Annotated in this window: 14 protein-coding genes and 1 pseudogene; 9 read left to right on the top strand and 6 right to left on the bottom strand. The window is 64.0% G+C overall.

Going from position 1 to position 21,605, the window contains the following annotated elements; genetic code table 11:
* Window positions 1–72: 72 nt before the first annotated feature.
* From HZZ13_RS17505 to HZZ13_RS17495, 3 genes are read right to left on the bottom strand one after another with little or no spacing between them, the layout of a single operon-like run.
* Window positions 73–3,525 (bottom strand): error-prone DNA polymerase, encoded by a 3,453-nt coding sequence (locus HZZ13_RS17505; RefSeq protein ID WP_197960796.1) that lies wholly within the window; start codon window positions 3,523–3,525, stop codon window positions 73–75.
* Window positions 3,522–5,117, bottom strand: coding sequence for a Y-family DNA polymerase (locus HZZ13_RS17500; protein ID WP_197960795.1), 1,596 nt, complete (start codon window positions 5,115–5,117; stop codon window positions 3,522–3,524). Before HZZ13_RS17500 ends, HZZ13_RS17505 begins: the two co-directional genes overlap by 4 nt.
* Window positions 5,014–5,802: an ImuA family protein gene (locus HZZ13_RS17495; protein ID WP_197960794.1), complete on the bottom strand. Its 789-nt coding sequence runs from the start codon at window positions 5,800–5,802 to the stop codon at window positions 5,014–5,016. Before HZZ13_RS17495 ends, HZZ13_RS17500 begins: the two co-directional genes overlap by 104 nt.
* Before the next feature lie 165 nt (window positions 5,803–5,967).
* Between HZZ13_RS17495 and HZZ13_RS17490 the strand changes: the two genes are divergently transcribed.
* Complete coding sequence (locus HZZ13_RS17490; protein WP_197960793.1) at window positions 5,968–7,362, top strand: UdgX family uracil-DNA binding protein; 1,395 nt, start codon at window positions 5,968–5,970, stop codon at window positions 7,360–7,362.
* Window positions 7,363–7,458: 96 nt separating this feature from the next.
* The gene (locus tag HZZ13_RS17485; RefSeq protein WP_197960792.1) at window positions 7,459–9,087 is read left to right on the top strand and encodes an inorganic phosphate transporter; all 1,629 of its coding nucleotides are present in this window, start codon (window positions 7,459–7,461) and stop codon (window positions 9,085–9,087) included.
* A 153-nt stretch (window positions 9,088–9,240) separates the two neighbouring features.
* On the opposite strand, the gene HZZ13_RS17480 is transcribed toward HZZ13_RS17485, so the two are convergent.
* Window positions 9,241–10,413, bottom strand: a complete 1,173-nt coding sequence (locus HZZ13_RS17480; RefSeq protein WP_197960791.1) for a M20 aminoacylase family protein — start codon at window positions 10,411–10,413, stop codon at window positions 9,241–9,243.
* Between the two features lie 173 nt (window positions 10,414–10,586).
* Between HZZ13_RS17480 and HZZ13_RS17475 the strand changes: the two genes are divergently transcribed.
* From HZZ13_RS17475 to HZZ13_RS17455, 5 genes and pseudogenes are all read left to right on the top strand, one after another.
* The gene (locus HZZ13_RS17475) at window positions 10,587–12,206 is read left to right on the top strand and encodes a GMC family oxidoreductase (RefSeq protein WP_197960790.1); all 1,620 of its coding nucleotides are present in this window, start codon (window positions 10,587–10,589) and stop codon (window positions 12,204–12,206) included.
* A 12-nt stretch (window positions 12,207–12,218) separates the two neighbouring features.
* Window positions 12,219–12,509 (top strand): alpha/beta fold hydrolase family protein, encoded by a 291-nt coding sequence (locus HZZ13_RS36845; protein WP_246504459.1) that lies wholly within the window; start codon window positions 12,219–12,221, stop codon window positions 12,507–12,509.
* A gap of 836 nt (window positions 12,510–13,345) precedes the next feature.
* Window positions 13,346–14,620, top strand: a complete 1,275-nt coding sequence (locus HZZ13_RS17465; protein WP_197960789.1) for a S8 family serine peptidase — start codon at window positions 13,346–13,348, stop codon at window positions 14,618–14,620.
* Window positions 14,621–14,659: 39 nt separating this feature from the next.
* Window positions 14,660–15,202: a hypothetical protein gene (locus tag HZZ13_RS17460; RefSeq protein WP_197960788.1), complete on the top strand. Its 543-nt coding sequence runs from the start codon at window positions 14,660–14,662 to the stop codon at window positions 15,200–15,202.
* Window positions 15,203–15,373 (top strand): annotated as a pseudogene (locus HZZ13_RS17455) (metallophosphoesterase); the annotation flags it as partial.
* An 86-nt stretch (window positions 15,374–15,459) separates the two neighbouring features.
* Here HZZ13_RS17455 and hpnO read toward each other — a convergent pair.
* Complete coding sequence (gene hpnO / locus HZZ13_RS17450; protein WP_197960787.1) at window positions 15,460–16,851, bottom strand: aminobacteriohopanetriol synthase HpnO; 1,392 nt, start codon at window positions 16,849–16,851, stop codon at window positions 15,460–15,462.
* A 141-nt stretch (window positions 16,852–16,992) separates the two neighbouring features.
* Between hpnO and HZZ13_RS17445 the strand changes: the two genes are divergently transcribed.
* The gene (locus tag HZZ13_RS17445) at window positions 16,993–17,649 is read left to right on the top strand and encodes a DUF2147 domain-containing protein (protein ID WP_197960786.1); all 657 of its coding nucleotides are present in this window, start codon (window positions 16,993–16,995) and stop codon (window positions 17,647–17,649) included.
* Here HZZ13_RS17445 and hpnN read toward each other — a convergent pair.
* Window positions 17,617–20,205 (bottom strand): hopanoid transporter HpnN, encoded by a 2,589-nt coding sequence (hpnN, locus tag HZZ13_RS17440; RefSeq protein ID WP_197960785.1) that lies wholly within the window; start codon window positions 20,203–20,205, stop codon window positions 17,617–17,619. The genes HZZ13_RS17445 and hpnN overlap by 33 nt on opposite strands.
* 453 nt (window positions 20,206–20,658) lie before the next feature.
* Here hpnN and ispH point away from each other — a divergent pair, with 453 nt between their 5' ends.
* Complete coding sequence (gene ispH, locus HZZ13_RS17435) at window positions 20,659–21,585, top strand: 4-hydroxy-3-methylbut-2-enyl diphosphate reductase (RefSeq protein ID WP_197960784.1); 927 nt, start codon at window positions 20,659–20,661, stop codon at window positions 21,583–21,585.
* The last annotated feature ends 20 nt before the right edge of the window (window positions 21,586–21,605 follow it).

Genomic DNA, 21,605 nt, shown 5'->3' with positions numbered 1-21,605 from the left:
GACTGTTAGTGACGGGCCCAATCGCGCAACAAAACTCGTCATTGCGGCTTTGCCGCATCCCGCACCTTCCCCTCAATGGAAATCCCGCGACGGCGGCAGGATGCGGACGTTGCGAGGGTGGCGGATTTTTTGCGCTGGGCTATCCGCGAGGGCGCGGGGGTCTTCGTTGAGCGGCTCGACGACGGTGGCTCCTGCCGGCACCGGATGCTTGCGGCCGAGCGCGTCGTTGGCGAGGCCGACCAGATCGTGCGAACGGTCGACCATGCGCTGGGCGATCAGGTGCGTCACCTTCTCCGGGCTGCTCTGGATGTAGCCTTCGACCAGGATGAGGCGCGCGCCCATCACCTCTTTCCGATACTGCTCCATGATCTTGGGCCAGACCACGACATTGGCGATGCCGGTCTCGTCCTCCAGCGTCATGAACACAACGCCGCTGGCGCTGCCCGGGCGCTGCCGGACCAGGACCACGCCGGCGCAGCGGACGCGGCGCCGCTCGTTCTCATGGCTGATCTCCTTGCAGGCGACGATACGCTCGCGCGTCAACATCTCGCGCAAGAATTCCATCGGGTGGCCCTTCAGCGACAGGCGGATGGTCTGGTAGTCCGCGACCACCTGCTCGGCGCGCGGCATCGCCGGCAGCGGTTTTGCGCCTTCGTCCGGCTGCTCGCGCGCGGTCGCCGCCTCGAACAGCGGCAGCGGCACGTCGTCGGGCAGCCGCCGCACCTGCCACAGCGCCTCGCGGCGGTCGAGCCCGAGCGAACGGAACGCGTCGGCATCCGCCAAGAGGATCAGCGCGCGCTTGGGCAGGCCGGTGTCGCGGGCGAAATCTTCCAGCGAGGTGAAGGGACGACGGTTGCGCGCGGCGACGATGCGGTCGGCCCAGTCCTTTTCACTGTCATTCCGGGGCGTCGCGTCAGCGACGAACCCGGAATCCATTTCTCCAGGCGTATGCGGCTCGATGGATTCCGGGTTCGCGCTACGCGCGCCCCGGAATGACGACTGAGAGCGCTTCAGGCGTTCCTCGTCTTCATCCAGCCAATGGAATCCGTCGATCTGACGGAAGCCGAGGCGCACGGCGCAATATTTTCCGTCAGTGTTCTCCAGCGTGTTCTGCGCAAAGCTGTAGGACACGTCGATGTCGCGCACCTCGACGCCGTTTTTGCGGGCATCGCCGACGATCTGCGCCGGCGCATAAAAGCCCATCGGCTGCGAGTTCAACAGACCGCAGCAGAAGGCGTCGGGATGGTAGTGCTTCAGCCACGAAGAAATGTAGACCAGCTGTGCAAAGCTCGCGGCATGGCTCTCCGGAAAGCCGTAGGAGCCAAATCCCTTGATCTGGTCAAAGCAGCTTTTGGCGAAGTTGGGATCGTAGCCGCGGGCGACCATGTTGCCGATCAGCTTCTCCTCGTACTGGCCGATGGTGCCGACATTGCGGAAGGTCGCCATCGAGCGGCGCAGGCCGTTGGCTTCCTCGGAGGTGAAATGTGCGGCCTCGATCGCAATGCGCATCGCCTGCTCCTGGAACAGCGGAACACCGAGCGTCTTGTGCAGCACCTTGTAGAGCTCGTCCTTGTCGCCATGCTCCGGCGACGGCGAAGGATAGCTCACCTGCTCGAGCCCGTTCCGCCGCCGCAAGTACGGATGCACCATGTCGCCCTGGATCGGCCCGGGCCGCACGATCGCGACTTCGATGACGAGATCGTAGAAGGTACGCGGCTTCAGCCGCGGCAGCATGTTCATCTGGGCGCGGCTCTCGACCTGGAACACGCCGAGCGATTCCCCGCGGCACAGCATGTCGTAAACCTTGGGGTCGTCCTGCGGGACGCTCGCCAGCACAAGACGCTCACCCTTGTGCTGGTCGATCAGATCGAAGCATTTCCTGATGCAGGTCAGCATGCCCAGGGCGAGCACGTCGACCTTCATCATGCTCAGCGCATCGACGTCATCCTTGTCCCATTCGATGAAGGTGCGGTCGTCCATCGCGGCATTGCCGATCGGCACATAGGTGTCGAGCCGGTCCTGCGTCAGGACATAGCCGCCGACATGCTGGGACAGATGACGCGGGAATTCGATCAGCTCGGTCGCAAGCTCGACCGCGAGATTGATCATGGGATTGCCGGGATCGAGCCCGGCCTGCCGGACCTGCATGTCGTTGAGGCCCTTGCCCCAGCTGCCCCAGACGGTGTCGGCAAGCGCGGCGGTGACGTCCTCGGTCAGGCCGAGCGCCTTGCCGACGTCGCGGATGGCGCTGCGCGGGCGGTAGTGGATGACGGTGGCGATGATCGCGGCGCGGTGGCGGCCGTAGCGGCGGTAGACATATTGCATCACCTCCTCGCGGCGCGAATGCTCGAAATCGACGTCGATGTCGGGCGGCTCGAGCCGTTCCTTGGAGATGAAGCGCTCGAACAAGAGATCCACCTTGGTCGGGTCGACCGAGGTGATGCCGAGCACGTAGCAGACGGCCGAGTTCGCCGCCGATCCCCGTCCCTGGCACAAAATGTTCTGGCTGCGCGCGTAATGGACGATGTCGTGCACGGTGAGGAAGTAGTGCGCGTATTTCAGCTCGGCGATCAGCGCGAGCTCTTTGTTCAAGGTCGCGCGCAGCTTGTCGTCGATCTTGCCGCCGAAATACTTGTCGACGCCCGCCCAGGTCAGATCCTCCAGATGACCTTGCGCGGTCTTGCCCGGCGGCACCGGCTCGTCGGGATATTGGTATTTGAGCTGGTCGAGCGAGAATTCGATTGCGTCCGCAAAGCGCATGGTCTGCGCGATCGCATCAGGAAAATCGCGGAACAGCCGCGCCATTTCGCGTGGCGTCTTCAGGAAGCGCTCGGCATTGGCTTCGAGCTTCCGCCCAATCGCCTCGATCGTTGTCTTTTCCCGGATGCAGGTCAGCACGTCCTGAAGCGGACGGCGGCCGGGATCGTGATAGAGCACCTCGTTGGTCGCGAGCAGCGGCACCTTGGCTTTTGCGGCGAGATCATCGAGCCGCGAGAGGCGACGCTTGTCGTCGCCGCGATAGAGCAGGCTCGCCGCCAGCCACACGCCATCGGCGCCACTGGCTTTGAGCTTTGCGAGGACATCCAGCGCCCGCGCCGGCTCGAAACGATGCGGCAGCGTCTGGACCAGGAGCTGGCCTTCCGAGAATTCCAGGAGATCGTCAAGCCTGAGATGACACTCGCCCTTCTCGATGCGCGTGATGTCGTCGCCGCGCTTGCCCCTTGTGAGGAGCTGGCACAGCCGGCCATAGGCTGCGCGGTCGCGTGGATAGACCAGGATGTCGGGCGTGCCGTCGACGAAGACGATGCGGGCGCCGATCAACAGTTTCGGCTTGTGCAGCACCTCGTCATTGTCGAGCTCCTGGTAGGCGCGCACCACGCCGGCGAGCGTATTGTGGTCGGCGATGCCGATCGCGGAAATCCCGAGCTTGCTCGCCTGATGCACATAGGCGCGCGGATCCGAGCCGCCGCGCAGGAAGGAGAAGTTCGTGGTGATGCCGATCTCGGCATAGCTAAACGTATTCATGCGAAGAGACCGTGCACATACCAGCCGGGAGACGCAGGCTTGCCGTCGCCGTCGAACACCTCGCCTTCATAGAGACCGTCGCGAAAGATCCAGAAGCGCAGGCCTTCGGCATCCTCGATGCGGAAATAATCCCGTGTCAGCTGCTTGCCGTCCTGCCGCCACCATTCCATCGCGATGCGCTCGGGCCCTTCCACCCGCACCACCGAATGCAGCGCGCGGCGCCAGGTGAATTGATGCGGCGGGCCGTCGGGCACGGTCGCGAACGGCACCTTGATTGGCTCCGGCTTGTCGAACAGCCGCAAGGGACGCAGCGGCGGCTCGCTCGCGACGCGCGCCGGCCATTCGGCCAGCATGGCAGCAGCGAGATGATGCTGCGCCGATGTGGCCAGCACCGCGCTTTCGGGAATATGCGTGTCCTGCGGCAGGTGCACGACGACGCGTTTTCCCCCGATGCGCGCGGCGATGCGGTCGATCAACGCGGCGAGCTCGTCATTGTCGTGGACATGGGCATCGAGATCGCGCTGCTCCTGCACCACGATCTCGGTGCGGCTCGCCGACAGCCGCACCATGTCGAAGCCGAAGCCGGGATCGAGGGGATCGGCGAGTGCATCGAGGCGCTCACGGAATAGGCGGTCGACCACGGCGCTTCGCGTCACGGGACGTCCGGTCTCGACCGTGATCGTACGCACCACACCGTCGGTGCGGAAGAAGGCCGCTTCCAGCCGCCGCGCGCCCTTGCCCTGCTTCTCCATGGACGTAACAAGCGTGTCGGCGAGCCGCGACAGTGTCATCGCGATCATGGTGTCGGTCGCGATCGGCTCGGCAAAGCGCTTCTCGACGATGTAATCGGGCAGCGGTTTGCGCGGGCTGATCGGCGCATCGCCCTGCCCCAGCGCATGTGCGAGCAGCGTGGAAAAGCGCGCGCCGAACCGCGCCGTGATCTCGCCCGGCGCGCGCGAGGCGACATCGCCGATGGTCTTCAGCCCGGCGCGGCGCAGGCCGGTGGCGATGGCCTCGCCCGCACCGAGCGCGGAAACTGGAAACGACCTGATCGCCTCCACCTCTCCGCCATCAGCGACGATGGTGCCGGATGCCTGCCGCGTCAGCGTGCGGGCGCAGATCGAGGTGCCGGCGATCGCCGCGCTGACGGCAAAGCCCTGGCGGGCTAATGCACGGACCAATGTCCGCAACAACGCGGCCTCGCCGCCGAACAGATGCGCACAGCCGGTGATATCGAGGAACAGCCCGTGCGGCGGATCGAGCGCCACCAGCGGCGTGAAGCGATCGCACCAGTCGGCGATATCGCTGAGTGTCTTCGCATCGGCCACGGTATCGGCGTCGAACACACGCAAGTCCGGGCACATCGCCCGCGCATTGGCCAGCGGCTGTCCGATATACAGGCCGAGGCGCTCGGCGGCCTCGTCCAGCGCATGGATCACCAGCGCATTGTTGTCCTTGATGACAACGATGCTTGGCTCATGATTGGTCTTACCCAGCCCGGCGCTGTTGAAGAACCGCTGGATCCTGTCGATGGGCAGGCGCGGCAGCCACAGGCTGAGGATACGTCGACGGTTCACTGAACTGGCACTCATCACAATTCCATTCCATGATCCACCGGCCGCACGGGCCATGACGATTGCGCAAGAGCTCGGCATCGAACACCGGCGCGCCCCAGGCATCCCATGCTGAGCCCGGCGGCGAATGCGCCGCACGCAGCATCCACCTGGTCTCCGCGGTCGAGGGCAGCGGCTGCGCGGCCATCCGCAGCAAGAGGCCGGTAACGCCCGAGCCTTGCGCAGCCAGCGTCAGCTTGCGGCTCGCCACCAGATCGAACTGTCTGATCTCGCCCCAGAGCTCGAGCACGACGGCGCCCAGCGCATCGCAGGCGAGCGCATCGGCCGAGGTGCGCAGCGCGCTCTCGACATCGGCGGCGCGCACCATCACCACACGGCGCGGATCGAGGCCGAGCTCGGCCAGCCCGCTCATCGACAGCGCGCCGGTTTCAATTTCCGAAAAATCCTGCCGCACCCACAATAGCGGCCGGCGCGCGCTCACGCGTCCCGCAAGGCCCATGACAAAGCCCGTCGCGGCCGCGCCCTGACGCCCCTCACAAAACACCTCGTGGATCGCCGCGCGCGCGAGCCCGCCCTTCAGCGCGCTGTCGGCCTCGCTGTGGCCGAGCGCGATGCAATCGCGCGGATGCACGACCTCGGCCGTCTCGATGCGCTCGATCTGGCCGCGCAGGACCGCAAGCGCGCTCATACGTGCGCCGCTCATGCTCGCCGCTCCTTTAGAGATTGATGCCGTGGTCTTCAAAAGAAGAACCGGCGACTGGCTCATTTGTTCATGATATGTTCTAATATAAAGCTAACAGTGGCCGGAGAGTCAATCGAATTGGCGCGCTGTCGGATTCATGAGCGGAATCAAGAGGATTCGAGTGCCATGTACCTCGTCACCCTGGATAACGAGACCGATTTCGATGGCTGGCGTAAAGCCGCACGCACATTCGCACTGCATCACGTGGCCCCGGCCGACGTGGTGTGGCACGTGCAAGGCCAAACGAAAGACCACGGGCCCGGCCTGTCCGAGCCGCCGAGCCTTCCGCCGATCGAGACCGAGAGCACGTTCACCGTGCCGGCCAATTTCATCGAACTTGCCCGCATCGCGATCCTGCATCGCGACGACGAGCGTTTTGCCCTGCTCTATCGCCTGCTCTGGCGGTTGAAGGCCGATCATGGCCTGCTCGCAACGATGAGTGATTCCGACGTGGCGCAGGCAACCACGATGGCGGGCGCGGTGCAGCGCGATGCGCAGCGGATGCGCGATCTCGTCCGCTTCCGCGAGATCGGGCGCGAGCAGAAGGCGCATTACGCCGCCTGGTTCGAGCCGGAGCATCATATCGTTGCATTCGCCGCGCCGTTCTTCGCGCGTCGTTATGCCGACATGCCCTGGTCAATCCTCACGCCTGACGTTTGTGCCCATTGGGACGGTCATGCGATCTCCTTTACGCCTGGGATCAGCCGGACAGAGTGGCCGGCCCCCGGCCGACTGGAAGAAACCTGGCGGTGTCATTTTCAGCCCGACCGGCTGACGAGGCCCGACGCGCCTTTGAAACGCCGGAGGAACCTCGAGGACGCTTCGATACTTGGACCTCTGCTCGCCGATGCCGAACGCTGGACCGGCGGACGGATCTCCCCACATACGGAAACCGTCATGAGACGAAAATCAGCTGCCGACGATCTCGAAACCCTCCGCGAGGAGGCCGCGCATTGCCGCGCCTGCCATCTCTACAAGGACGCCACGCAGACCGTGTTCGGCGAGGGGCCGAAGAACGCCAACATCATGCTGGTCGGCGAGCAGCCGGGCGACAAGGAAGATCTTGCCGGTCATCCCTTCGTCGGCCCGGCCGGGCAAATGCTCGACCGGGCACTGGAGGAGGCCGGCGTCGACCGCAAGAAGGTCTATGTCACCAACGCGGTGAAGCACTTCAAATTCGTACCGCGCGGAAAGATCCGTCTGCACCAGAAGCCGAACACACCCGAGATCCGGGCGTGCCGGCAATGGTATGAGCGGGAAGTTTCGGCAATCCAGCCCGACCTCATCGTGGCGATGGGCGCCACCGCCGCACAGAGCGTGTTCGGCAAGATCACTCCCATCGGCAAGAACCGCGGCCGCCTCATCGACCTTCCCGACGGCCGCAAGGCGCTGGTGACGGTGCACCCGTCCTATCTGCTGCGGCTGCCCGATCCGGAATCCAAGGTGCTGGAATATCAGCGCTTTGTCGAAGATCTGAAGATCGCCGCGACCTTGCAGAGGAAGGCCGCGCGCGCCGCCTAAATACTGGCAAGAAGGCACTTTTCAACCGGCGCTTGTCATCCGGCCTTCAAATCCATCGCGGACAATACCCTTACCTGAAAGTTAAGGGGCGTCCACATGACCGATGTTGCATTCGACCGCGCGGTAGCCGATCCCGCGCCTGTCCAGCCGGCCTCGCGGCCAAATCTCGACAAGGGCTTCAATCCGCTGACGATGATCCTGTTCTTCGGCATCCTCGCTGCGGGCCTGTTGTTCGTCGCCTACAGCATCTATGTCGACATCAACGCCACCGGCACGCGGGTGACGACCTACCTGCCCTACATCCTCTTGTTCGTTGCGCTGCTGATCGCGCTCGGCTTCGAGTTCGTCAACGGCTTCCACGACACCGCCAACGCGGTGGCCACCGTCATCTACACCCATTCGCTGCCGGCCGAAGTTGCAGTGATGTGGTCGGGCTTCTTCAACTTCCTCGGCGTGCTCTTGTCCTCCGGCGCGGTCGCTTTCGGCATCGTGTCGCTGCTGCCAGTCGAGCTGATCCTGCAGGTCGGCTCCAGCGCCGGCTTCGCCATGGTGTTCGCGCTGTTGATCGCCGCGATCCTGTGGAACCTCGGCACCTGGTTCTTCGGCCTGCCCGCCTCCTCCTCGCACACGCTGATCGGCTCGATCATCGGCGTCGGCGTCGCCAACGCCGTCATGCGCGGCCGCGACGGCACCTCGGGCGTGGACTGGACCAAGGCGACCGAGATCGGCTACGCGCTGCTGCTGTCGCCCCTGTTCGGCTTCATCTGCGCCGCCACGCTGTTGCTGCTGCTCAAGTTCATCGTGCGCAACCCGGCGCTCTATTCCGCGCCCGAAGGCAACAAGGCGCCGCCGCTGTGGATCCGCGGCCTCTTGATCGCGACCTGCACCGGCGTCAGCTTCGCGCACGGCTCGAACGACGGCCAGAAGGGTATGGGCCTGATCATGCTGATCCTGATCGGCACCGTGCCGACGGCCTATGCGCTCAACCGCGCGCTGCCGGAATCCCAGGTCGCCCAGTTCCAGAAGACTTCCGAGGCCGCATCCAAGGTGATCTCGGCCAAGGGCGCCGGCCACAGCATCATCGGCGATCCCCGCCCTGCCGTGACGCAGTACATCACGCTGCGCCACATCAACGAGGGCACCTATCCCTCGCTCGCCGTGCTGGTGAAGGACGTCGGCGATCAGGTCGCCAAATACGGCACGCTGAACAAGGTGCCGGCGGAAGCCGTCGGCAACACCCGCAACGACATGTACATGACCTCCGAAGCGATCCGCTTCCTGATGAAGGACAAGGAGAACGATCTCAACAAGGAGGAGATCGCGACCCTGAATGCCTACAAGGGCTCGCTCGACGCCGCCACGAAGTTCATCCCCAACTGGGTGAAGATCGCGGTCGCCATCGCGCTCGGCCTCGGCACCATGATCGGCTGGAAGCGCATCGTCATCACGGTCGGCGAGAAGATCGGCAAGAGCCATCTCACCTACGCGCAAGGGGCGTCCGCCGAGCTCGTGGCCGCTGCCACGATCGGTGCGGCCGACGTGTTCGGCCTGCCGGTCTCGACCACGCATGTGCTGTCGTCGGGCGTCGCCGGCACCATGGCGGCGAACGGTTCGGGCCTGCAATGGTCGACGATCCGCAACCTGCTGATGGCCTGGGTGCTGACGCTGCCCTGCGCGATCATGCTGTCGGCCACGCTCTACGTGATCTTCTCGCGGATGTTCTGAGCCGACCGGCAAACTGAAAAGCGTATGGCCGGGCTTGCGCCCGGCCATTTACATTTGCAGGGTCATTCCGGGGCGATCCGCAGGATCGAACCCGGAATCTCGAGATTCCGGGTCTGGTCCTTCGGACCATCCCGGAATGACGACTCAGACGCTTTACGACGCCGCCAGCTGCTCCTCGACCAGCTTCACCCAATAGGACGTGCCATAGACGATCGCCTCGTCGTTGAAATTGTAGGCGGGGTGATGCAGGCCGGCGCTGTCGCCGTTGCCGCAGAAGATGAAGGCGCCGGGTCGCGCTTCCAGCATGTAGGCGAAATCCTCGCCGCCCATCAGCGGCGCCATCTCGTGCACATGGGCCTCGCCCGCGACCTGCGTGGCGATGCGCCGTGCCACCTCGGTCTCCGCGGCATGATTGTTCACGACGGGATAACCGCGCTTGTAGTGCAGATCGATCTTTGCGCCGGTGATCTGAGCGACGCCGGCCACGACCTCATGGACACGCTTCTCGACCAGCTTGCGCACCTCCGGCGTCAGCGTGCGGATGGTGCCTCTCAGCGTCGCGGTCTGCGGAATGACGTTGCGGGCGTTGCCGGCGTGGAATTCGCAGATCGAGATCACCGCCGATTCCAGGGGATCGACGCTGCGAGAGACGATCGACTGCAAGGAAGTGATCAGCTGCGCACCCACGAGAACGGAATCGACGCATTTGTGCGGACGCGCGGCGTGGCCGCCGAGGCCCTCGATCATGATGTCGACCTCGTCGGTCGATGCCATGATCGGGCCGGGCCGGATCGCAAACGAGCCGACCGGGATGCCCGGTCCGTTGTGCATGCCGTAGACCTGCTCGATGCCAAAGCGCTCCATCAGACCGTCCTTGACCATGGCCGCGCCACCGGCGCCACCCTCCTCGGCCGGCTGGAAGATCACCACGGCATCGCCGGCAAAATTGCGCGTCTCGGCGAGATAACGGGCCGCCCCGAGCAGCATCGCGGTGTGGCCGTCATGGCCGCAGGCGTGCATCTTGCCGGGGATTTTGGAGGCGTAAGGTAGCTTGGTCTGCTCCTCGACCGGCAGTGCGTCCATGTCGGCACGCATGCCGATCACCTTGAGCCCCTCGCCGGCGGGCTTGTTGCCCTTGATCACGCCGACGACGCCGGTCTGGCCGAGGCCCGTCACGACTTCGTCGCAGCCGAACTCCCGCAACCGGTCCGCAACGAATGCTGCGGTGCGGTGGACATCGTACAGCAGCTCGGGATGCTGATGGATGTCCCGCCGCCAGGCCTGGATATCGAGTTGGAGGTCGGCGACGCGGTTCACGATGGGCATGGAAGGTCTCGAGCTGTTGGAAATGCAGGACTGTCTACCATGCAAGCGTCGGTCCACCCAACCGCCGGCAATCGGGGTCTAGCCCTGATCACCCGGCATGGCCGGGCTTGTCCCGGTCGGCTGCGTCTGCCTAATAGACGGAAAGCAAAGAGACCATTCGGGTGGAAGCAGAAATGCCGAGACGGCTTGAAGGTGAGTTTGACTACATTGTCGTCGGAGCCGGCACCGCGGGCTGCATCATTGCCAACCGGCTGTCGGCTGCCCCAGGCAACCGCGTTCTCATCCTCGAAGCCGGCGGCGACGACAACTGGATCTGGTTCCACATCCCGGTCGGCTATCTCTTCGCCATCGGCAATCCGCGTTCGGACTGGATGTTCAAGACGGAGGCCGAGCCCGGCCTGAACGGCCGCTCGCTAGCCTATCCTCGCGGCAAGGTGATCGGCGGCTGCTCGTCGATCAACGCCATGATCTCGATGCGCGGACAGGCCGCCGATTACGATCATTGGCGCCAGCTTGGGCTGACCGGCTGGGGCTACGACGACGTGCTGCCGCTGTTCAAGCGGCTGGAGGATCACTTCCTCGGCGCCAGCGAGCATCACGGCGCCGGCGGCGGCTGGCGCATCGAGGCACCGCGGCTGTCATGGGCCATTCTCGACGCGGTCGGCGACGCCGCCGAGGAGATGGGCATCAAGCGCATCCCGGATTTCAACACCGGCGACAACGAAGGCACCAGCTATTTCCACGTCAACCAGAAGCGCGGCCGGCGCTGGTCCTCGGCGCGCGGCTTCCTCAAGCCCGCCTTGAGGCGTCCGAACCTGCGGCTCGAGAAGCACGTGCTGGTCGACCGCCTCATCGTCGAGCAGGGCCGCGCCGTCGGCGTGCGCTTCATCCGGAACGGCGAGATCACCGAGGCGCGCGCGAAGCGCGAGGTGGTGCTCTCGGCAGGCTCCATCGGTTCGGTGCAGGTGCTGCATCGCTCCGGCATCGGCCCTGCCGACTGGCTGTCGCCGCTCGGCATCGACATCGTCATGGACAAGCCCGGCGTCGGGCGCAATCTGCAGGATCACCTGCAACAGCGCGCGATCTACAAGGTCGAGGGCGTGCGCACGCTGAACGAGACCTATTACAATCTGTTCCGCCGCGGCCTGATGGGGCTCGACTACGCCTTCCGCCGTCGCGGTCCGCTGACCATGGCGCCGTCGCAGCTCGGCATCTTCACGCGCTCCGATGCCACGCGCGCCCGCGCCAACATCCAGTTCCACGTGCAGCCGCTGTCGCTCGACAAGTTCGGCGATCCCCTGCATCGTTTCCCTGCGATCACCGTCAGCGCCTGCAATCTGCAGCCGACCTCGCGCGGCACCGTGCGGCTCCGTTCGGCGAGCCCCGACGAGAAGCCGATCATTGCGCCGAATTACCTGTCGACCGACGACGACCGCCAGGTCGCCGCGGACGCCATTCGCACCACGCGCCGCCTGATGCAGCAGAAGGCGCTCGCCAAATACCGACCTAGCGAATACCTGCCGGGGCCGACGGTCGGCGATGACGACGCCTCGCTGGCAAAGGCCGCCGGCGATATCGGCACCACGATTTTCCACCCCGTCGGCACCGCCAAGATGGGCACGGCGAACGATCCGATGTCGGTTGTGGATGAGCGCCTGCGCTTCTATGGCCTCGGAAGCTTGCGCATCGTCGATGCCTCGATCATGCCGACGATCACCTCGGGCAACACCAACACACCGACGGCGATGATCGCGGAAAAGGGCGCGACGATGATCCTGGAGGATGCGAAGTAGTATCCAGCCATCATGATCGGTCAGCGCTTTTCAATCGGCCCCGCCGACGCAGAGATCGCCATGATGCAGTGGGGCGAGAGCGGCAAGCCGCCTGCCCTGCTCGTACACGGCACCGGCTTCGCGGGCGACGTTTGGGACAAGGTCGCGCGCGAGCTTGCCTCGACCTACACGGAGGCGCGCGCCGCGGCGCTGATCCCGCAAGTCAGCGAGAGAAGTTTTGCCGGAGTCGGCCATTGCGCCGGCCAGGAAAATCCAACGCCTTTGCTCGACGCCTTGCGAATATTCGCGGCGAACGACCGCTAGCTCGTCGCTTCGTCATCACGGAATCGAACTTCACTGGTTGAAGAACAGATCGAGCCCGCGTGGTCGCGGCGCGCCGACTTGAAGACGATGCTCGATCAATGGAAGCTTACCTTCAGCGAAGCGAAACAATCGATGAGCGAGTTGGCCCGAGACTCTCATTTCTCGATCAAGATGCGAATCTTCGCTGGGTCTGAATCCGGTGAGAAAACGCTGTTCTGATCGATCATGCGTGATATACTAGTAGTTGAATTTTGAATTTTCGGAATTGATTGCACACCGGTTAATTCTAAAAAAATAGGGATATTCTCGACCTCTAGAAAGAAATTCCAGATGCGTTGTTGGCCGTAAGGACAGCGGCGGCAGTCTGTCCGCAGAAGGACGTGGCGCGACACCTTGTCGCTACTGCTCTTTCGGTCACGTAGGCCTGCAAAAGCACACGCTTTGTGGGTGGCGACTTCTTGTTCAACGCAAGGGTTAAGCCGAACTCGCGAAGTTCTATTCGCGTGCGAGCCACATGATCGCTCGAGTTATCGCCGATTTGATGTCAACCGACCGACAGATCGCGGAGATGCAAGATGCTTCGGTATAAAGCGCTCGGAGTGTGGCACGAGGTGACGCTAGTTCAACTTGGCGGTCTTGGTGGGGGCGATGTCCCGCTCCCTGCTGCTGCCGGAAGGCGAGCGGCTCGTATTTCGGCTCCGGCCTATACCCGAGCTATTGAACAGGCCGTCGGCGCTTCATCAGTTCTGCGATCACGCATCTCCGATCTGGGAAGTGTTGCTGTCGTCCAAGCCCAAGTGGCAGCGCGTCCCAACCATGGAACGAGGCGCGGCGCTATGTCACCGATCTCCACCTCATCCACGCAAACGCTTCTGACGCAGACTGTGATCGCCGAAGGTTTGAGGCAAGCTGATTTTGCGGCAGCGAAGGCCTTTGGAGCAACCGTGATCGAGGAAGGCCTCGATGGCAAGGTGCTCCTGCGCGTCGAGTCCGTCGAGCAAGTGTTTAGCCTCGTTGAACTTCTTACAAAACGGGAAATAGGATCTGCTACGCCCAATTTTGTTCGACGCATTTCCCCCATCAACAAATCGGCACCGACCAGGGCCTGGTCTCATAACAAGATCGGTGTGGCGGCCGCATGGGCCATCACCCGTGGCAGCGCCGATGTAAGAGTCGCCGTGCTCGACGAAGGGGTGGATACTGCCCACCCCTCTTTGAAAGCAGCGGTGGTTGCGGAGAGAGATTTCATCGGAAGCAATGGCAACTCGGCCACGCCCGCCGGTAACGACGCACATGGCACCGCATGCGCAGGCATTGTGTTGTCACGGGACGACACTTACCCGGGCATCGCTCCGAATTGCTCCCTCATCGCAGCACGCATTGCCATGGATGACGGCAGCGGGAATTGGATTTTCGACGACTTCGCGACTGCGGATGCCATCGATTGGTGTTGGCGGCAGGGCGCTGCGGTACTCTCGAATTCCTGGGGTGGCGGCGCTCCGAGTGACGCAATCAGTCGCGCCTTCGCGCGTGCGCGAACTCAAGGGCGCGATGGGCTAGGTGCCGTGGTTGCCATCGCGGCAGGTAATTTCCAGAACCCGATCGACTTCCCCGGCAACCTACCTGGGTATGTCACGGTCGGCGCCTCCAATCCCGACGACAAGCGCAAGACGCGAACCTCCTCCGACGGAGAAAATTGGTGGGGCTCAAGCTATGGCGCAACCATGCAGCTGCTCGCCCCGGGTGTCTTCATCTGGACCACCGATATCTCCGGGCCCGCAGGCTACGATCCCGGCGATTTCACAAAGACCTTCAACGGAACCTCTTCCGCAACGCCAGCGGTTGCTGGCGCCGCGGCCTTGATGATCAGCGCGAACCCCGCGCTCAGCGCTAGTAGCATCCGCAATTTGCTCGGAACGACCGCAAAGAAGATCCAAGGCCAAACCACTTGGACGCCCGAGCTGGGTTGGGGCAGGCTCGACGTCGGACGTGCGGTGGCAGCCGCAAAAGTCGCCGGAGAGCCCCAAGCTGTCAAGCCAGCTGGAAAAAAGGCCAAGAAGCAGGCAAAGAAGGCCAAGAAGAAGGCCAAGAAAGCAGCCAAAAAGAAGTAGAGGCCGAAATCACAGTGCGGGGTGGCGCCGATCCACCCCATGGCCCGTAACGTCATTAGGCTGTATACTCGCCATATGAGCGCATACTACTATGCCGCCGGCAAGAAGGTGAACTTGGAGCCGGACGAAGAGCACGTGGCGGTGGACCAAGCCGCCGCCAAAGAGGCAGGACTGGACGCCAAGGTCAGTGCTTCCCCGGGTACTGCGGTGCGCGCAGGAGCAGGCGTCCTCGTGACGTCGCGCTCGTCGTTGACTCCCGACACCATTCAGCGACTTCAAGAGGCCGGTGCTCTTCAACCCGTGTACAGGCGTGACAAAGCCGTCGTCGTGGCGATGCCAGAGGTGCGCGTCGAGTTCGACACCCCTGATCAGCGCGGAAGGGTGATGAACCTTCTGTCTCCGAATGCTTCCGACGTCTCATTCACCGAGGACACAGCCGACCGCCTGGTGCTTCGGCCTGTCTCTGGCCACGGCGAAGATGCCTTGAACCTCGCCAATCGCATCCAGGAACGTGCAAAGCCGGCCGCCGTATCAGTACGCTTTGTGCAGTTCGTTCCCAAGCCGAAGACCACTGCGCCCTAGGTGTGGTCTTTCGCGGGCGGCGGGCCGCGCTCGCTCGGCATCATCGATGTCGCTGAGGCCGCGACCGCGGCCGCGCCCGGCATGAGCTTCCTCCAGATCAGCGACAGCCATGTCGGCTTCGACAAGCCGGCCAATCCCAACACGCTCGGCACGCTGGAGGATGTGATCAACGCGACCAGATCGCCAGACGCGATCTCGGCAAGGTGCTCGAGCGCAACGAGACCGTGAACAAGCTCAGGGCAGCCTGAGCGATCGGCCTACGCCGACCTTCTCACCGCGTTGTCCACCAGCGTCTTGCCGAGCGACCAGATCGCACCGGGGACCTTGTGGCTGCCGGCGATGACGTCGTCGAAGGCGCGCTCGATCCAGGCGCAGTCTTCCTCGGTGATGGTGAGCGGCGGCAAGAGCTTGATGGTGTGGCTGCCGTGGCCGGCGACTTGCGTCAGGATCTTGTGATCCTTGAACAGCGGCACGGTGATGAGCTGGCAGAACAGGCCCTTGTTGGCGGTCTCCAGCACGTTCCAGGAGGCCCGCAGGCGCAGCGACTTCGGGGGGCCGAACTCGATGCCGATCATCAGGCCCTTGCCGCGGACTTCCTTGAGCAGCTCGTAGCCGGGCACCATGCGCGTCAGCGCGAGGCGCAACTCGGCGCCGCGCTTGGCGGCCGCATCGATCAGCTTCTCCGATTCCATGACATCGAGCGTGGCGATGCCCGCGGCCATGGCGAGGTCGTTCTTGGAGAAGGTGGAGCCGTGCACCACCGCGCGGTCCATCTGGTTGAAGATCCTGTCGAAGATGCTCTTCCGCGTCAGCACTGCGCCGACCGGCACGTGGCCGCCCGACAGCGACTTCGACAGCAGCACCATGTCGGGCTCGACGTTCCAGTGCTCGACCGCGAGGAAGCGGCCGGTGCGGCCCATGCCGGTCTGGATCTCGTCGGCGACGAACAGCGTGCCGTATTTCTTGCAGAGCGCGGCCGCGCCGGGCAGGAACTCGTCGGTGGGCATGTTGACGCCCTTGCCCTGGATCGGCTCGACCACGAAGGCCGCGACCTCGCGCGAGGCCAGCGCCTTTTCCAGCGCCGCCAGATCGTTGAACGGGATCGGGGTACAGCCCGGCAGCAGCGGCTCGAAGCCGGTGCGGAAATTGGCATCGCCGGTCAGCGACAGCGCGCCGTAGGTCAGGCCGTGATAACCGTGGGCGCAATAGACGATGCCGGGACGCCCGGTCGCGCCACGCGCGAACTTGATCGCGGCCTCGACGCATTCGGCGCCGGAATTGGCGAAGAACGCCTTGTCGAGATAGGGAACGTATTTCAGGAGGCGCTCGGCCAGCACACCGGCGAGCGTCGAGACGTCGAACTGGACGAGGTTGGGCAGGTCGGCATCGAGCACGCTCTTGAGCGCCTCGCGCATGACGGGATGATTGCGCCCGATCGCAAATACGCCGAAGCCGGACAACAGGTCGAGATAGCGCGCGCCCTCGCGGTCGTAGAGGTACTGCCCCTGCCCCTTCTGGAAGCCGACATCGTAGCCGATGGTCTTGAGGACCCGAACGAACTGCTCGTTCAGATAACGGTTATGCAGGGTGCTGCGCTGGGCCTGACGGTCCGCGAATAGCTGAGACATGTCTGGATTTGGGCTGTGCATCCGCTACATACTTCGCTTGAGGGCCGTCTCGTCAACTGAAAACGGAGCGTTACTGAAAACGGTCTGTGCGGCCTTTTGCCCTTTTTCGGACCATCTTCGCAAGCACAGCTTTAGACCATGTTGCACTGCCAAGGAACACTCATGCGTTTGGCCCTTTACACCGGACTAATACTGGCTGGCGGTTACGCCGGCCTGACGCCAGCCCTCGCCGCGGATCCGACCGGCGACTGGCGGGTCGCCGACGGCGTTGCCAACATCCGCGTCGCCCAATGCTATGGCAGCATGTGGGGCGCGGTTTCCTGGGAAAAGCAGCCCGGCGGGCGCGACCAGAACAATCCGGATGTCTCGAAAAAGAACAGGCCGACACTCGGCATGGCAACCCTGATCGACATGAAGAAGAAGCCCGGCGTCGATCAGTGGGAAGGACAGGTCTACAACGCCAAGGACGGCCAGCTCTACAGCGCGACCATCACGCCGGTCGGTCCCGACCAGCTCGAGATCAAGGGCTGCGTCATGGGCTTCCTCTGCGGCGGCGAAACCTGGACCCGGGTCGGCCCGCCGATCCCCTCCAACCCTGCCAATGCCATGGCCAAGGGCGGGGCGAAATCCAGCAGCACTGCGCCGAAGCCGCAAGGGGCCCAAGCAGCCCAAGGAACAGCCCAAGCCCCGACCGGCGCCACCACGCCTGCGCCCGCAGCTCCCAAGTCCGCCGGCGCAGCCAAGCCCGGTCAGAAGGGCGCCGCCGACCCGGTCGGCGACATCTGCCTACTCCCTGAGATTGCGGGGTTTGCCCATTAGGGCCGGCTGGAACAGCAGCACGGCGGCGAGCGTCGTCACCAGCGAGAGGGCCAGCAGCTTGCCCATGCTGGACGTGCCGGGATGGCTCGACAGCCACAGGCTGCCGAACGCGGTCGCGGTCGTCAGCGCGCTGAAAAAGATCGCGCGCGTCAGGCTGGTCTGGAGCAGGTTCGTCCTGCCCGAGCGCCAGGCCACGACATAATAGATCTTGAAGGCGACGCCGACGCCGAGCAGAAGCGGAAACGCGACGATGTTGGCGAAGTTGAGCGGCAGGCCGATCAACACGCAGATCTCCAGCGTCACCGCGCCGGCGACCAGCAGCGGCACCAGCGTCATCAGCACGTCGACGAAGCGGCGGAGCGTGATCCAGAGCAGGAGCCCGATCACCAGCAGCGCATAGATGCCGGCGTGAATGAACGCCTTCACCACGGTGTCGCCGGATTTCAGGATCGAGACCGGCCCGCCGATCGCAGTCGGCTCGGCCTGGAGCACCGCCGCCGCGAATTTGCGCAGCGTGTCATTGTCGTTGGGATCGCCCTTGGGCAGCGCCTCGACGCGGATGACGCCATCCTTGCTCTTCCAGGCGCTGACGAGATCGGGCGGCAGCGAGCTCAGGGTGACGGGACCTGCGTGCATCGCGTTCCTGAGCTGGTCGAACACGATCTTCAACGGCGCGACGAACACGTCCTGCGCCTTGTTGCGCGTGGCCTCATCGCCATTGGCGAGCTTCTCGAGCGCGTCGGCAAGACGGCGCGAGGCGACAGCGCCCGGGCCCTTCGCGTCACCCGCAGTCCGGCGCAGATTGTCGACCGAAGATTTCAGCGCTTCGACATTCTCCTGGTCCGTCGGCGCCGCATCGATCTGATCGGGGTTGAGCGCGGGATTCAGCACCTTGGCGCCCTGCGCGATGAGCTTCAGCTTCGGCGGCTGGTCCTGCGGCACGAAGCTGTCGAGCGACATCACCCTGAGCACCTCGGGCACCTTCTCCAGCTTCGCCTCGACCTGCCTCGCCTGCTCTTCCGACGTCGTCATCACGTTGACCGCATTGGCCCCGGTGTTCGGATCCTTGCGCAAATCGAGGAAGGTCGCGATCGACTCGGCGCGCGGATTGCGCAGGTTCATCGGGTTGAAGTCGAACTTCATGAAGTAGAGCAGCGGCAGGCCGCCGAGCGCGAGCAGCAGCGTGCCGCCGACGATCAGCACCCGATGCTTCTCCAGGAAGTGATCGAGCGGCGCCAGGAACGCGTAGCCGACGGGTTCCGGCTCGCCGGGCGGATTCAGAAGCTTGAGCAGCGCCGGCAGCACGGTGATGCTGGACAGGAACGCCACCAGCATGCCGACGCCGGCGATCTGGCCGAGTTCCGAGATGCCCTTGTAGTCGGTCGGCATGAAGCAGAGGAAACCCGCCGCGGTGGCCATTGCCGCCAGCGACAGCGGCACCGCCGAGCGCTTGGCCGCCAGCACCAGCGCACCGGCGAGGTTGTCGTGCTTGTAGCGCTCGGAGCGGTAGCGGACGCTGTACTGGATGCCGAAATCGACCCCCAAGCCGACGAACAGCACCGCGAAGGCGATCGACAGCAGGTTGAGCGAGCCGACCATCATCAAGCCGGCGGCCGTCGTGATCGCGAGGCCGACGAAGAGATTGACGAAGACCGCGAAGATGATCTTCGCCGAATGCAGCGCCAGCCACAGGATCAGCAGCACGACGAGAACCGTGCCGACGCCGTTGACGACGGCGCCCTCCTGGACGGTGGCGTATTCCTCGTTGGCGATCGGGACCGGGCCGGTCAGCCGCACGCGGGCCTGGTATTTGGTCGGGAAGTCCAGATCCGCAGCAGCCTTGCGGATCGCATCGGTCGCGGCCTTGCCCGGCTCCAGCGCGTTGTAGTCGAGGATCGGCTTGAACTCGATGAAGGTGCGCTTGTCCGAATCGTTGAGCGGCTCGTCGCTGACGAGCTCGCGCCAGGAGAAGCCGGCATTGCCCTTGTTGAGCACGGTCTCGACCGTCTGCGCGATCAGGTTGAAGGGCCGCGCGGTGTTGTCGAGCTTGACCTGACCGCGCTTGACGCCGGCAAGGCCCGTCTCCAGCGCCCCGGTGAGGCCGCGGATCGAGGGATCGCCGGCCATGATCTCGATCAGGGGCGCTGCGGATTCGAACTGGCCGGTGATCTTGCCGACCTCCTCGGTCGGCAGGAACAACAGGCCGTTCTTCTCGAAGAACTCGCCGCTGCCGAGCTGCTGCATGGACTGGAAGTTGGTCTTGTCGTCCTTCAGCTTGGCGTAGAGCGCGTCCGACGCCGCGCTCGCCATTTCCGGGGTCTTGGCCTCGACCACCGCCGTGATCGTCGCATCGCGGTCGAAGGCACGATCGAATTGCTGATCGCGCTGGCGCCAGTCCAGATTCTGGGCAATCAGCGAGTTGATGTCGGTGTTGATGGCGAAGTGGCGCGCAGCGTAATAGCTCGCCCCCACCGACAGCAGGAGCCCGAGAACGACGACGAGGGAGGCAAACCGGGTGCAGGCCCTGACGATGGCAACGACGACGCTTTGCAGCACTTCTTTTCTTTCTGCGTTTAACAGCTTGCCGGAAACGCCCGCTGTTTATCGGAGTTCCCGGGCGAAACCTATTGCTGTTTTGGGTGGTTCTTGCCGCCGGAAGGTTCGAGGTAAACGGCGGCAGACCGTGGCAAAATCATGCGGGCCGCTGGTATAGCCGGGGAGTTGAGGCGGGAAAGTGACGAAGGACTACGCAGGAATGTCGCGTACGCAGGCACGCGGCACGCCCTACTACAATACCTCAGAAACCCTCCGCCGGCGGTTCCACCTTTCCATTCTGCCGATTTTTTGACACAAAGTATTGCGCCTCCATGCGCCTGAGCGGCCCACAGGGGTGGGCAGCTACCGCAGGTGCGGACCAATGGTGCGGATATTGCAACTCATTGGTCAGTATCGGAGTGCCGCTTGGGGACTTAGACAGCGGATTGGTGCAACTTGCGTGATGGGCGTCCAATGGAAGTTTATCTGGCGCAACCGCGCGGCTTCTGCGCGGGCGTGGTGCGTGCGATCGAGATCGTGGAGCGGGCGCTGGAGAAGTACGGCCCGCCCGTCTACGTGCGCCATGAGATCGTGCATAACAAGTACGTCGTCGAGAGCCTGAAGGCCAAAGGCGCCATCTTCGTCGAGGAACTCTCCGAGGTTCCGCCGAAGGCGGTGACGGTGTTCAGCGCCCATGGCGTCGCCCGCAGCGTCGAGGAAGAGGCCGCCGCGCGCGATCTTCCGGTGCTTAATGCCACCTGCCCGCTGGTCACGAAAGTTCACAATCAGGGGAAGCGCTACGTCGGCAAAGGCCGCACCCTGATCCTGATCGGCCATGCCGGCCACCCCGAGGTCGAGGGCACGATGGGCCAGGTCCCGGGGCCGGTGCAGCTGGTCCAGAGCGTTGAAGAAGTTAACGCGCTGACCCTGCCGGCGGATACGCCAGTGGCCTACATCACCCAGACCACCCTGTCGGTCGACGACACCAAGGACATCATCGCGGCCCTGCAAGCCCGCTTTACAGATATTCAAGGTCCGGATATCCGGGATATCTGCTATGCGACACAGAACCGCCAATCTGCGGTAAGGGACTTGAGCAAGCTGGTCGACGTGATCTTGGTGGTGGGCGCTGCCAACAGCTCGAACTCGAACCGGCTCCGCGAAATCGGCACTGAAGCCGGCGTCGCGAGTTATTTGATTGCCGACGGCAGCGAGCTCAATCCGGAGTGGTTGAAGGATGCGAGGACCGTCGGCATCACGGCCGGCGCTTCGGCGCCCGAGGTACTCGTGGATGACGTGATCGAAGCGATGCGGCGGATCGGACCGGTGAAGGTCCAGGTGTTGCCGGGTCGCGAGGAAAACATCGAATTCCGGCTTCCGGCCCAACTGGCCGCGAGCTGACCCATCCGAATTCAAAAGCC

The sequence above is a fragment of the Bradyrhizobium agreste genome (assembly GCF_016031625.1).
Taxonomy (GTDB): Bacteria; Pseudomonadota; Alphaproteobacteria; order Rhizobiales; family Xanthobacteraceae; genus Bradyrhizobium; species Bradyrhizobium agreste.
This window is presented reverse-complemented; position numbering and strand designations above follow the sequence as displayed.